Origin of the sequence: Neisseria mucosa, assembly GCF_003044445.1 — a bacterium.
GTDB lineage: Bacteria > Pseudomonadota > Gammaproteobacteria > Burkholderiales > Neisseriaceae > Neisseria > Neisseria mucosa_A.
The window spans coordinates 1-13,340 of the sequence record NZ_POWX01000026.1; the positions used below are offsets into that span (position 1 = coordinate 1).

General features: G+C 54.2%; 12 protein-coding genes. 6 read left to right on the top strand and 6 right to left on the bottom strand.

All coding sequences use genetic code 11. The features are described from left to right. On the top strand, positions 1-87 hold an 87-nt coding region (locus DBY90_RS13690; RefSeq protein ID WP_159069391.1), incomplete at its 5' end, for an IS3 family transposase. 529 nt (positions 88-616) lie between these two features. Here the strand turns inward: DBY90_RS13690 and DBY90_RS11485 are convergent. After that, positions 617-2,641 carry an OPT family oligopeptide transporter gene (locus DBY90_RS11485; RefSeq protein WP_107987272.1) on the bottom strand — a complete coding sequence of 675 codons (2,025 nt, stop codon included), beginning with the start codon at positions 2,639-2,641 and terminating at the stop codon, positions 617-619. Between the two features lie 245 nt (positions 2,642-2,886). Between DBY90_RS11485 and metG the strand changes: the two genes are divergently transcribed. The 4 genes from metG to prfB all read left to right on the top strand — a co-directional run bounded on the left by metG (position 2,887) and on the right by prfB (position 8,149). Further along, entirely contained in the window at positions 2,887-4,941 is a 2,055-nt protein-coding gene (gene metG / locus DBY90_RS11490; RefSeq protein ID WP_107987274.1) for a methionine--tRNA ligase, read from the top strand. A 57-nt stretch (positions 4,942-4,998) separates the two neighbouring features. Continuing rightward, positions 4,999-5,463 (top strand): GNAT family N-acetyltransferase, encoded by a 465-nt coding sequence (locus DBY90_RS11495; RefSeq protein WP_070493700.1) that lies wholly within the window; start codon positions 4,999-5,001, stop codon positions 5,461-5,463. 203 nt (positions 5,464-5,666) lie between these two features. Further along, entirely contained in the window at positions 5,667-6,920 is a 1,254-nt protein-coding gene (gene murA, locus DBY90_RS11500; protein ID WP_070493697.1) for a UDP-N-acetylglucosamine 1-carboxyvinyltransferase, read from the top strand. A gap of 125 nt (positions 6,921-7,045) precedes the next feature. Continuing rightward, the gene (prfB, locus tag DBY90_RS11505) at positions 7,046-8,149 is read left to right on the top strand and encodes a peptide chain release factor 2 (RefSeq protein WP_003743167.1); all 1,104 of its coding nucleotides are present in this window, start codon (positions 7,046-7,048) and stop codon (positions 8,147-8,149) included. Positions 8,150-8,269: 120 nt separating this feature from the next. On the opposite strand, the gene DBY90_RS11510 is transcribed toward prfB, so the two are convergent. After that, complete coding sequence (locus tag DBY90_RS11510) at positions 8,270-9,160, bottom strand: DegV family protein (protein ID WP_070493695.1); 891 nt, start codon at positions 9,158-9,160, stop codon at positions 8,270-8,272. A gap of 209 nt (positions 9,161-9,369) precedes the next feature. Here DBY90_RS11510 and DBY90_RS11515 point away from each other — a divergent pair, with 209 nt between their 5' ends. Beyond that, a complete protein-coding gene (locus tag DBY90_RS11515; protein WP_070493692.1) occupies positions 9,370-9,855 on the top strand; it encodes a dihydrofolate reductase in 486 nt (161 codons plus the stop codon). Positions 9,856-9,950: 95 nt separating this feature from the next. Here the strand turns inward: DBY90_RS11515 and DBY90_RS11520 are convergent, their stop codons facing one another. From DBY90_RS11520 to DBY90_RS13015, 4 genes are all read right to left on the bottom strand, one after another. Beyond that, complete coding sequence (locus DBY90_RS11520) at positions 9,951-11,363, bottom strand: OmpP1/FadL family transporter (protein WP_070493690.1); 1,413 nt, start codon at positions 11,361-11,363, stop codon at positions 9,951-9,953. 300 nt (positions 11,364-11,663) lie between these two features. Continuing rightward, entirely contained in the window at positions 11,664-12,122 is a 459-nt protein-coding gene (gene pyrI / locus DBY90_RS11525) for an aspartate carbamoyltransferase regulatory subunit (RefSeq protein ID WP_003743175.1), read from the bottom strand. A 9-nt stretch (positions 12,123-12,131) separates the two neighbouring features. Next, the gene (gene pyrB, locus DBY90_RS11530; protein WP_070493688.1) at positions 12,132-13,052 is read right to left on the bottom strand and encodes an aspartate carbamoyltransferase; all 921 of its coding nucleotides are present in this window, start codon (positions 13,050-13,052) and stop codon (positions 12,132-12,134) included. A 47-nt stretch (positions 13,053-13,099) separates the two neighbouring features. After that, a complete protein-coding gene (locus DBY90_RS13015; protein ID WP_185952208.1) occupies positions 13,100-13,246 on the bottom strand; it encodes a hypothetical protein in 147 nt (48 codons plus the stop codon). Between the last annotated feature and the right edge of the window lie 94 nt (positions 13,247-13,340).

A 13,340-nucleotide genomic window follows, 5' to 3' on the forward strand; every position in this document is an offset into this window, starting at 1 on the left:
GATTACTACAACCGCGAGCGTTGCAGTTTGAAATTGAAAAAGCTGAGTCCTGTCGCATACAGAACCCAGCTTGCACAGAGCGCCTGAATAGGCTTTTATGAGTGTCCAAGATTTGGGGGCCAGTTCACTTGAAATTCAAGGTTTCAGACGACCTTTTTATTCAATCACCGCAGTCTTAATATATAGTGGATTAACTTTAAACCAGTACGGCGTTGCCTCGCCTTGCCGTACTATCTGTACTGTCTGCGGCTTCGTCGCCTTATCCTGATTTAAATTTAATCCACTATAACTCAAGTAGCGTGGGCTTTGCCCACGAAATCTACCACTTAACTATCCAAGTCAGACAATAATTGAATTTACTTTCATCTCTTGGGCAAAGCCCACGCTACGGATTGCTTCAACGGCAACTTGTCCCTTCCCCCGTCCGGCGGGGGAAGGTTAGGATGGGGGTGGTTCTATGACTTTGGGTAAAATCAAATTCGTTTGCCCCGCAGAGCCACCCTCTCCCCAGCCCTCTCCCGCCAGATAAAAGAGCAAGAAGTTACAGATAAAAACAAGGTCGTCTGAAAACCTGAATCCCCAGTTTTCAGACGACCTCTTTATTTTCAAACCCGAATTACTTAACGCGTCCTGCTTTCAACACGCGTTGGGCGAAGAACACCATGCCTGTGATGAAGAATGCTAGCCCCAGCCAGGATGCGGTGGTTTCCCAGTTTTCCAGACCCAGCGCGAGCGGAGCGTCGGAGCCGCCGTTGGTCACGGAGAAGGCGATGATGAATGCCATCACTACGCCGACCAGGCTTTCGCCGACAATCAAACCGGCGGAGAACAAGGTTCCGATACGTTCGGCGTTTTTCAGACGACCTTCACGGTTTTCCGCTTTCTTACTGATGATGTGTTTCAACACCGCCGCCAACACTGCGCCGATCACGATAGGCATATTGATGGACGGCGGCAGGTAGATGCCCATGCCGACTGCGAGGACAGGCAGTGCGCGTTTGCCGCCGGACGATTTTTTCAACACCAAATCGACGACGATTAACACCGCGCCGATCGCGATACCGGTGAAAATGTACGCCCATTCAAGGTTGTGGGCGAAGATACCCGACGCGATGGTCGTCATCAAAGTCGCTTGCGGAGCCGCCAAGGCCTGTGCCGCGTCCATGCCTTCGCGCGGCATTGCGCCGGTAAAGCCATAAGCTTCGTAGAGCAGTTCCAACACGGGCGAGATGACGAACGCGCCGACGATACAGCCGATAATCAACGCAATCTGTTGTCTCCAAGGCGTTGCTTTGAGCAGGTAGCCGGTTTTCAAGTCTTGCAGGTTGTCGTTGGAAATCGAGGCGACGCAAATTACTGCCGAACCGCAGAACAGCGTCAGCGCCAACAAGAATTTGCGGTTGGCTTCATCCGCCATCAAGCTGCCGGATTCTCCCACGACCAACAACACCAGCGAAATGATGACGATGGAAATGATGCCCACACCTGAAATCGGGCTGGAAGACGAGCCGACCAAACCCGCCATATAACCGCAGGCGGCAGCGACCAAAAAGCCGATGATGGAAGCCAAAAGCGTGCAAACGACCACCAAAAGCCAGGCCATGCCGCCTGTAATGTGCGAATCGCCGATAAAGTGATAAAACGATACACCCAACACCAGCATCATGGACAATACCCAGAAAATCATGGTCTTAGGCGACAAATCTTGTTCTGTACGTTCCGCTGCAGGCGCGCCGCCGCCGAAACTCTTGAACGACATTCTCAGACCTTCGACCATCGGCTTGAGCAGCATCAAAAGCGTCCAAACCGCCGCAATACCGATGGTACCCGCGCCGATAAAGCGTACTTTTTCCTTCCACAGCTTCATCGCAAACGCTGCCATTTCCATATCGGAAGGCTGCGGAATGTGCGATGAAAAATACGGCACGGCAATACCCCAAGCAATCGAAATGCCCAACAGGATGGCGATGCCGCCCGTCAGTCCGACCAGATAGCCCGCGCCCAACAATGCCAGCGAAAAGCCCATCGGCAGTTGAAAAATCGCCGTGCCGCTTTTAAACCAATAACTCGCACTGTCGGCAATCACGCGCAAACCGTTGGAACAAAAGCTCATAAAGCCCGCCAACGCGCCGCCTGCCGCCAGCTCTTTAATGCCGCTACCGCCCTGACGGCCTTCCTCTTCCTCGTGGCTGCCGACTTTCAAAATCTCCGCCGCCGCCACGCCTTCGGGATAAGGCAACTCGCTTTTCACCACCATCGCGTAACGCAGCGGAATGGTGAAAATCACCCCCAAAATCCCGCCGGCAATACATAAAAGCGTCGTCTGCCAAAACGGGAAACCGCTCCAGTAGCCCGCCATCAGCAAACCGGGCAGGACGAAGATGATGGTCGAAAGCGTACCCGCCGCCGAAGCCTGCGTCTGCACCATATTGTTTTCCAAAATATTGCTGCCTTTGCAAAACTTCAAAACCGCCATCGAAATCACCGCCGCCGGAATCGACGAAGCAAAGGTCAGACCGACCTTCAAGCCGAGATAAACGTTCGACGCGGTAAAGATCACGGTAATCAGCGCACCGAGTATCATGCCCCGAAGCGTCAGCTCGCGGTAGTCCGCATAAGGATCGTGAGTGGATTGTGTCATCGTAGATAGCCTTTCTGTTAAGAAAAAACGTACGGCAGGCTCGAACCGGCTGCCGAATCTGCCTTTATGTTGTTGCGGCGGCAAGGAAATGTCAAGTTAGACAAAGAATGTGCAAAGAAAGCGGAAAGGCAAAAGGTCGTCTGAAACCTTAAATCCCCCTTTTCAGACGACCTTTCCCCCGTCTCGTCCGCACGATTTACGGTATAATTCCCCATCTTTATCCATTGTTTTCCAAAGCATAAACCATGACACGCAAAATCCTCGTTACCTCCGCGCTGCCCTATGCCAACGGCAGCATCCACCTCGGCCACATGGTCGAACACATCCAAACCGACGTTTGGGTGCGCTTTCAAAAACTGCGCGGCCACGAGTGCCACTACTGCTGCGCCGACGACACCCACGGCACGCCCGTGATGCTTGCTGCGCAAAAACAAGGCATCGCGCCCGAAGATATGATTGCCAAAGTGCGCGAAGAGCACCTCGCCGACTTCACCGGCTTTTTCATCGGCTACGACAATTATTACAGCACCCATTCCCCGGAAAACAAACAGTTTTCCGAACAGATTTACCGCGCACTGAAAGCCAACGGCAAGATTGAGAGCCGCGTCATCGAGCAGCTTTTCGACCCCGAAAAACAAATGTTCCTGCCCGACCGCTTCGTCAAAGGCGAATGCCCCAAATGCCACGCCCAAGACCAATACGGCGACAACTGCGAAGTCTGCGGCACGACCTATTCCCCAACCGAACTGATCAACCCATATTCCGCCGTTTCCGGTGCCAAACCCGAATTGCGCGAATCCGAACACTTCTTCTTCAAACTGGGCGAATGCGCCGACTTCCTCAAAGCATGGACTTCCGGCAACAACCCGCACGACGGCAAGCCCCATCTGCAACCAGAAGCCCTCAACAAAATGAAAGAATGGCTGGGCGAAGGCGAAGAAACCACCCTGTCCGACTGGGACATTTCCCGCGACGCGCCGTATTTCGGTTTCGAAATCCCCGACGCGCCGGGCAAATATTTCTACGTCTGGCTGGACGCGCCCGTCGGTTACATGGCGTCGTTTAAAAACCTGTGCGACCGCATCGGCATCGATTTCGACGAATACTTCAAAGCCGACAGCCAAACCGAGATGTACCACTTCATCGGCAAAGACATCCTCTATTTCCACGCCCTGTTCTGGCCCGCCATGCTGCATTTTTCCGGCCACCGCGCCCCGACCGGCGTGTACGCACACGGCTTTTTGACCGTGGACGGACAAAAAATGTCCAAATCGCGCGGCACCTTCATCACCGCCAAATCCTATCTGGAACAAGGCCTGAACCCCGAGTGGATGCGCTACTACATCGCTGCCAAACTCAACAGCAAAATCGAAGACATCGATTTGAACCTGCAAGACTTTATCAGCCGCGTAAACAGCGACCTCGTCGGCAAATACGTCAACATCGCCGCACGCGCATCAGGTTTCATCGCCAAACGCTTCGAAGGTCGTCTGAAAGACGTTTCAGGCAGCGCATTGCTGGCAAAACTCGCTGCCGAAAGCGACACCATCGCCGAGCAATACGAAAACCGCGAATACGCCCGCGCCCTGCGCGACATCATGGCATTGGCGGATGCGGTAAACGAATACGTCGATGCCAACAAACCGTGGGAACTCGCCAAACAGGAAGGTCAAGACGAACGCCTGCACGAAGTATGCAGCGAACTCATCAACGCCTTCACCATGCTGACCGCCTACCTCGCCCCCGTGTTGCCGCAAACCGCCGCCAACGCCGCGCGTTTCCTCAATCTGGACGCGATTACCTGGGCGAACACGCGCAAAACCCTGGGCGGACACGCCATCAACAAATACGAACATTTAATGCAACGAGTGGAGCAAAAACAAGTGGACGATTTAATCGAAGCCAACAAACAAAGCATTCAGACGACCCCTGCGCCTGTTGAAGACAGCAAATACGAAAAAGTCGCCGAACAGGCAAGCTTCGACGACTTCATGAAAATCGACATGCGCGTCGCCAAAGTATTGAACTGCGAAGCCGTCGAAGGCAGCACCAAACTCCTGAAATTCGACCTCGATTTCGGTTTTGAAAAACGCATCATCTTCTCCGGCATCGCCGCGTCTTATCCCAATCCCGCCGAATTGAACGGCCGCATGGTCATCGCCGTCGCCAACTTCGCCCCGCGCAAAATGGCAAAATTCGGCATCTCCGAAGGCATGATTTTGAGTGCCGCCACGGCAGACGGGAAACTGAAGCTGCTCGATGTCGATGCGGGCGCGCAGCCGGGGGATAAAGTAGGCTAAACGTTAAAAGGTCGTCTGAAAACAGTTTCAGACGACCTTTCTACACGATAACGCGTCATGAACATCACCCCCTTGCAAGCCTGCCACATCGAGCCGCTTACCCGTGCGCTCTACCGGGAGTGGCACGACTTCGCTCCGTGGTCGTCGCTTGAAAAAATCCGTGCCTATTACCGGAAATGTCTGGACGGGGACGGTTTGCCGCTTGCCTTTGCCGCAGCTTCGGAAGACGGACGGCTGCTCGGTTCCGCCGCGCTCAAACGCTTCGACATGGAAGAATTTCCGCAATACGAATACTGGCTGGGCGACGTATTCGTCCTGCCCGAATATCGAGGCAAAGGCATCGGACACGCGCTCATCGCCCATTGTCTGCAAACCGCCCGCTCCTTACGCCTGCCCGCCCTTTACCTCTATACGCCCGACGTACAGGCGGTTTACGCCAAATACGGCTGGCGGGAAATCGCGACGCAATGGCACAACGGCGAAACCGTCTCCGTGATGAAACTGGATTTACAGGTCGTCTGAAAACGTAGAAACAGACATCGCAAGGTTGCGCCCGATATGTTCAAACAACCCTTCCGACCATTCATACCCTGTAAACGCCCTTTGGAAGAATTCTCCCCGCCCGCCCGCAAAAACCGTCAAAATCCCTTATAATTCCGAATCTAAACGAATCCCGTCCTGCCGGCAGCGCCGTCGGGACTTGTCTTAACAACGAAAGAAACACTGTGGACAAACTCAAAATCACCGCCAACGGCCCGCTCAACGGCGAAATCATCGTATCCGGCGCGAAAAACGCCGCCCTGCCGCTGATGTGTGCCGGACTCTTGACCTCCGGCACCCTGCGCCTGAAAAACGTACCCATGCTCGCCGACGTCAAAACCACCCAAAAACTGCTGCAAGGCATGGGCGCACGCGTTTTGACCGACAACGTTCACGAATTTGAAATCAACGGCGGCACCGTCAACAATACCCGCGCACCCTACGAACTGGTGAAAACCATGCGCGCCTCCATCCTCGTGCTCGGTCCGACGCTGGCGCGTTTCGGCGAAGCCCAAGTCAGCCTGCCCGGTGGCTGCGCCATCGGTTCGCGCCCTGTTGACCAGCACCTCAAAGGCCTCGAGACCATGGGTGCGGAAATCACCATCGAACACGGCTACGTCAAAGCCAAAGGTCGTCTGAAAGGCGCACGCGTGGTGATGGATATGATTACCGTCGGCGGTACGGAAAACCTGCTGATGGCGGCGACCCTCGCCGAAGGCACAACCATCCTCGAAAACTGCGCCATCGAACCCGAAGTCGTCGATTTGGCGGAATGCCTCGTCAAAATGGGCGCGAAAATCAGCGGCATCGGTACATCAACCATGACCGTCGAAGGCGTGAAAGAGCTGCACGGCTGCGAACACAGCGTCGTGCCCGACCGCATCGAAGCCGGTACCTTCCTTTGCGCCGTCGCCATGACCGGCGGCAAAGTCGTCCTGCGCAAAGCCGCCCCCAAAACCATGGAAGTCGTTTTGGACAAACTCGTCGAAGCCGGCGCCATCATCGAAGCGGGCGACGACTGGATTTCCATCGACATGCAGCAACGGCCGAAAGCGGTAAACATCCGCACCACCGAACACCCCGGCTTCCCAACCGACATGCAGGCGCAGTTTATGGCGATGAACGCCGTTGCCGAAGGCGACAGCCGCGTCGTCGAAACCATCTTTGAAAACCGCTTCATGCACGTTCCCGAACTCAACCGCATGGGCGCGAACATCACCACCGAAGGCAACACCGCCTTCGTCAAAGGCGTGGAAAAACTCTCCGGCGCCGTCGTCATGGCAACCGACCTGCGCGCCTCCGCCAGCCTCGTCATGGCAGGCTTGGTCGCAGGCGGAGAAACCATCGTCGAACGCATCTACCACCTCGACCGCGGCTACGAACACATCGAGAAAAAACTCGGTCAAGTCGGCGCGAAAATCGAACGGGTACGCGGTTAAGAGCCTTGTGTCAAAAAGGTCGTCTGAAAACTTGAGATTCAGGTTTTCAGACGACCTTTATCATAGAAAAAAGCCCGTAAATCCCTTACAATACGCCCCTAAAATTTTGAAAGCACACAAGAATCATGGAAGCCGAAGTAATCAACCAGCTCAACAACACCCTGAACGATTTGGAAAAGCGCAGCGAAGACATCCGCGTCTATATGGACTATCAGGGCAAGAAAGACCGATTGGAAGAAGTCATCGGCCTTTCCGAAGACCCTGAGCTGTGGAATGACCCGAAACGCGCCCAAGAAATCGGCAAAGAGCGCAAAATCCTCGAAGGCATCGTGTTGACGCTCGACAACATCGCGTCGGGCATCGAAGACAACCGCATGCTGATTGAAATGACCGTCGAAGAAAACGACGAAGAAGGTTTCGCCGCCGTGCAGGAAGACGTGGCGGGACTGGAAAAACAGATGGCGGACTTGGAGTTCAAACGGATGTTCAACCAGCCCGCCGACCCGAACAACTGCTTTATCGACATTACCGCAGGCGCAGGCGGTACGGAAGCGGAAGACTGGGCGGGTATGCTGTTTCGCATGTACAGCCGCTACGCCGAGCGCAAAGGCTTCAAAATCGAAATCCTCGAAGAAGACGACGGCGAAATCGCGGGCATCAACCGCGCCACCATCCGCGTTGAAGGCGAATACGCCTACGGCTTGCTGCGCACGGAAACCGGCGTTCACCGCTTGGTGCGCTACTCGCCGTTTGACTCGAACAACAAACGCCATACGTCGTTCTCATCCGTGTTCGTATACCCCGAAATCGACGATTCCATCGAAATCGAAATCAACCCCGCCGATTTGCGCATCGACACCTACCGCGCATCGGGCGCGGGCGGTCAGCACATCAACAAAACCGACTCTGCCGTGCGTATTACCCACGAGCCGACGGGGATTGTGGTGCAGTGTCAAAACGACCGTTCGCAACACGCCAACAAAGCCGCTGCGATGGAAATGTTGAAATCCAAACTGTATGAATTGGAAATGCGCAAACGCAACGAAGAGAAACAGGCGTTGGAAGAAGGCAAGTCCGATGTGGGTTGGGGCAGCCAAATCCGTTCGTACGTCTTAGACTCCTCACGCATCAAAGACTTGCGCACAGGCTACGAAGTCGGCAACACCAAAGCCGTATTGGACGGCGATTTGGACGGCTTCATCGAAGCCAGCCTGAAACAGGGCGTGTAAACCTCAAAATATCGAAAGGTCGTCTGAAAACCAAAGATTTTGGTTTTCAGACGACCTTTGCCGTCAATTCAAATAAGCAATACCCATAGCCTTTAGTGGTATGGCTTTATGGTGAAATTTTCAGGCAGGGGCGGCAATGCGTTCCACCATGCCCACGCCGACCCCGCAGATACCGACGTGCGCAGCGACAACGGCGGATACGGGTACGCCCTGCCCGAGCCGCCTTCCGGTTTTTTCAAAAAAACGTTCGGCAAACAGTTGGTAGCGTTCTTCGTCGCCGGTATAAAGGCCGCCGAGGATAAATTGGTCTTTCGGCTTGTCGTTCATCAGGCTGACGGTATTGGCAATAATGGAATCAAACATTTTGACATCGTCGGTAACGGTTTCTAAGCGTTCCAAATTGTCTTGCGAAAAGTGCAGGACGTTACGCAATCCAAGCCAATCGCCGAAAGACGCGCCGACGCGGGAAAGCGTACCGCCCAAAGAAAGGGACTTGAGCGAAGAAAGTCCGAATACGATGTGGCAATAAGGCTTGAGGCTTTCCAAGTGTGCGACGACCGTTTGGGGAGGCAGGCCTGCCCGAAGCAGCCGTTCCGCCTCCATGGCGAAAAAGCCTTCCGGCATACAGCAGGTACCTGTGTCGATAACATGGATTTTCAGTTGTGGAAACTGCGCCGCCATTTTGCGGATAACATCCGCCGAGTCGCTCAATTTGTGGCTCAACGTCGTAACGATGGCTTCGTGATAGCCCTGTTCCACCAGATAATTGAATGTTTTGGACAATTCGTCTTCGCAAGGCGGCAGCGTGCTGATTGGTTCATCCAGATGATTGGCGCGCCAGTCGCAATATTCTTTGTTGTTAACATCTGAACCGTCTGCATGCCATTGATGATTAAACGAAATGTTTAAATGCAAAATATGTATGGTGCTGTCGCGTCCGGCCATACTGTCAATGGAACCGCTGGATGTCGATAAAACCGCACAGCGGTACAAAGCATAAGAACCCGGCATACTGTCTCCCTTGAATATCCGACAATGAAAATTTATCCGTTAATATGATTTAACCGTTAAGACAAACGGTATTTTTAAATGATAAACGGTATGTTCATTATTGTCTATATGATTATTACCGTAAGTCATATTTTAGGATGCCAAGAAGAAAACCGCCTATACGCCATATCGTTTACAATACTGGCTTTCAGCCTCAAACAAGGATGCTCATGCAAAAAATCACTCTGATTGCCGCTTATGCCGCCCACCGTTGTATCGGCATCAACAACACCATGCCTTGGCATCTGCCCGAAGACTTTGCCTTTTTCAAAACCTATACCACGGGCAAACCAGTCGTCATGGGGCGTAAAACATGGGAATCCCTGCCTAAGAAACCATTGCCCGGCCGCCGCAATATCGTTATTACCCGTCAGTCGGATTATCTTGCCGAAGGGGCGGAAACCGTCTCCGAGCTGGAAGAAGCATTGGCATTGTGTGCGGATGCCGAAGAAATCATCATCATGGGCGGCGCGCAGATTTACGCCCAAGCCCTGCCGTATGCGACCGATTTGCGCCTGACCGAGGTGTCGCTCGATGTATCCGGAGACGCTTTTTTCCCTGAATTTTCATCGGATGAATGGAAAGAGCAGTTGCGTGAAACACACATAAGCGAGAAAGGTATCGGATACGCCTTTGTCCACTATGTCCGCCGTTGACCAAGCATTTCTTTGAATCCGTATATTAAAAAAGGTCGTCTGAAAACCCTCGTTTCAGGTTTTCAGACGACCTTTTGATGTCGGCGCCAAACGGCTTACTTGAATTTGTAAGTGTATTGCAATCCAACGATGTCGGCGTGGTTTTTGAAGCGCGCGCCGGATGCGCCTTTGCTGTCCACATCGTTGCCGGTGGCGCGGGTGGTGTGATAGCTGGTGTCGTTGATGTGGATATGGCTGTAAGCGGCATCGAGGACGTGGTTTTTGCCGATATGGTATTTCGCGCCGAGCGAGAACCAGATGCGGTTGCCGTCGGGCAGGCTGTTCATGCGGTAGCCGGCGTTTTTGACGGGCGAGCGGTCAAAGGCGATACCTGCGCGCAGTTGCAGCGGGTCGGTCACTTGGTAAGAACCGCCAAGCGCGACTTTGTAAGTGTTGCGCCAGTTGGGGGTGATGACGGTGCGGTCGGATTTGCCATTGACGACGTTTTTGGTGTTTTCAAATACCAGTTCCGCCTTGTTGAAACGGCTGTGGCGCGTCCAAGTTACATCGCTGAACAGGTTGAATTTGTCGGTGGCTTTGTACATGCCGTGAACGGACAAGGATTCGGGCGTGACGATTTTGACGCTTGCTTTTTCACGCGGAACGTAGCCGCGGGCGGCAAGCGCGCCCCGACTCCAAGCGAGGCGGGCGTATGTGCCGTCGGCTTCCCATTCTGCCGAGCCTTTGAGGGTGTGGGTTACTTTGGAGCGGTAGTTCACGCCGACCCGTGCGCGGTCATTGATGTCCCACATCCAGGCAAGTTGGTAACCGAAGCCCCAGTCGTGGCCTTTCACTTCGGCGTGTCCGTCAGATTTGCCTTGCGCGCTGACGGAAACAGGACGACCGGCTGCGCGTGAGGCAAGGCCGCTGGCGAGTTGGCTGATGGAACCGGAGGCATCCCAGTCGGAATATTTGCGCAATTCGGCTTTGGAGTATTGGGCGATCAGGCCTGCACCGAAAGCATGGTTTTCATTGGCTTTCCAAGCGACAACCGGTTCGATGTCGATGCTGGTAAGGCTGAGTTTGTTGATGTTGTGGCGCAGTACGGAATCTTTTTCGTATTCGGTGGCGGAGCCGAAGGGAACGTAAACGCCCAAGCCCAAAGTTACGTCGTCATTGACTTTGTATGCGCCGTAGAGGTGCGGGGCGACGGTGGTTTTGGTGATTTTGCCGCTTTTCGAGCCGGAAACATCGCCGCCTTGATAGTATTGTGCAGAATCGGCTTCGTAGCGGATGCTGGGCAGGACGATGTTGGCGTTGACGGAAACTTGGCTGCTGTCGAGTTTGGACAGACCGGCGGGGTTGTAGAAGATGGTCGATGCGTCGGCGGCTTCCGCGCCGGAAGAGTTGGCGGTGCCTTGCGCGTTGACCGACTGCGTACCGAAGTGGTAGCCCGAAGCGTGGACTGCGCCGGAAAAGAAGACTGTGCTGAGTAAGATTACGGTTTGTTTAATAGGTGAGTTCGTCATTTTCTTAAAACCTACATTCAAATAATAAAGAGGTCGTCTGAAACAAACGCCTCTATCCGATTAGTATAGGTGCTCGATTCTATACCACCTTACCGTTTTTGCCTAATCTTTTCGATTCTTTGCACGGTTTTAACCCTATTCGATTGTTGCAGGGAAGTCATTTCTCTTTCATGCCTTTGAATTATCGTTTGTTGTGAAACCGACAACACTTCCCAAATGTAAAAAGGTCGTCTGAAAACCTGATTTTCAAGTTTTCAGACGACCTTTCGCATTTATGCCGGTTCAGCTTTATAACTAAAACTAAGCCTCCGTCACGGAATCGCGGCTGAAGGTTTTTTCGCAGTAGTGGCATTTGAGCTTGGTCTGTCCGCTTTGTTTGCGGACGTAGAAGCGGCTTTTCACCGGCTCGCCGTGGCTGGCGCAGTTGGTATTCGGGCAGCGGAACACTTCGCCGATTTCGTCTGGCAGGGTGAGCCGGCGTTTGTTGATGACTTTGAAGTGGTCGATGGTGTTGACGACGGCTTCGGGGGCGAAGAGGGCGAGGCGGTTGGCGGCGTTGTCGTCCAGCCATACGCCGGTGATTTTGATGATGTCTTTGCTGCCTTGGGTTTTGCTGGGCAGGTTGAAGCCGACGGTTACGGCGCTGCCGTAGTGCAACAGTTTGAATTGGCGCAGGATAATCAGGCCTTTGCCTGCGGGGATGTGGTCGATGACGGTGCCTTTTTCGATGGCTTCGACGCTGAGTTTAGGGGTTTCCATATTTGCTCCTTATACTTCTTCGTTCAACACCAGCGACAAAATCGCCATGCGGGCGTAAACGCCGTTGGTCGCCTGCTCGAAATAGTAGGCGTGCGGCGTGGCATCAACGTCGGGGTGGATTTCGTCAACGCGTGGCAGGGGGTGCAACACACGCAGGTTGGGGCGGGCGTTGGCGAGCATGGCAGCGTTAAGGTTGAATTTGCCTTGTATTTTGGCGAACTCTTGTTCGTCGAAGCGTTCGCGCTGGACGCGGGTCATATATAGGATGTCCGCCCATTCGACGGCGGCTTCGAGGTCGGGCAGGATTTGGTAGCGGCAGCCTGCGGCTTCGAGTTCTTCGGTGATGTATTCGGGCATGGCGAGGCTGGGCGGGGAGACGAAGGCGAATTCGCAGTCCCAGCGTTTGAGGGCTTGGCAGAGGGAATGGACGGTGCGGCCGTATTTGAGGTCGCCCGCCATGGCGATTTTGAGCTTGTTCAGACGGCCTTGGGTTTCGTAGATGGTAACGAGGTCGAGCAGGGTTTGGCTGGGGTGTTGGTTGGTGCCGTCACCGGCGTTGATGACGGGGACTTTGGAAAACTCGGCGGACACGCGCGCGGCACCGTCTTTGGGATGGCGTTGGATGATGGCGTCGGTGTAGCTGGAGATGATGCGGGCGGTGTCGGCGAGGGTTTCGCCTTTTTTCGCGCTGGTGTTCGCGCCGTCGGCAAAGCCGATGACTTTGCCGCCCAAGCGTTGTACGGCGGTTTCAAACGACAGGCGCGTGCGGGTGGAGGGTTCGAAAAAACATGAGCCGATGAGTTTGCCTTCGAGCAGGTCGTCGCGCGGGTCGGCTTTGAGCTTGAGGGCGGTTTGCAGGAGCAGCTCGAGCTGTTCGGTCGTCAGGTCGGAAATGGAAATGACGTGTTGTCGGTAAAGCGGGTTGGGCATTCGGTTTCCTTTCTTCAATTCGGCAAAAACCCCGCTAAGGCGGGGTTTTACGAAACAACGACGAACGCGCCGCGGCGTGCGGTACGGGCAAAACGGGCGGGGCGGGCGTTAAGGCACATGGGTCGTCTGAAATCGGTTTGAGGTGGCGGTATTATCGCATATTTGACGACGCAGGGTTTCGGAATTTCGTGCAAAGGGGGCGTCTGAAAATGGCGACAGTTTGCGCTTTCAGACGACCCCGCCGCCTCCGTCCCGCCCTGAAATCCTGTTAGAATACCGTTTCATTTC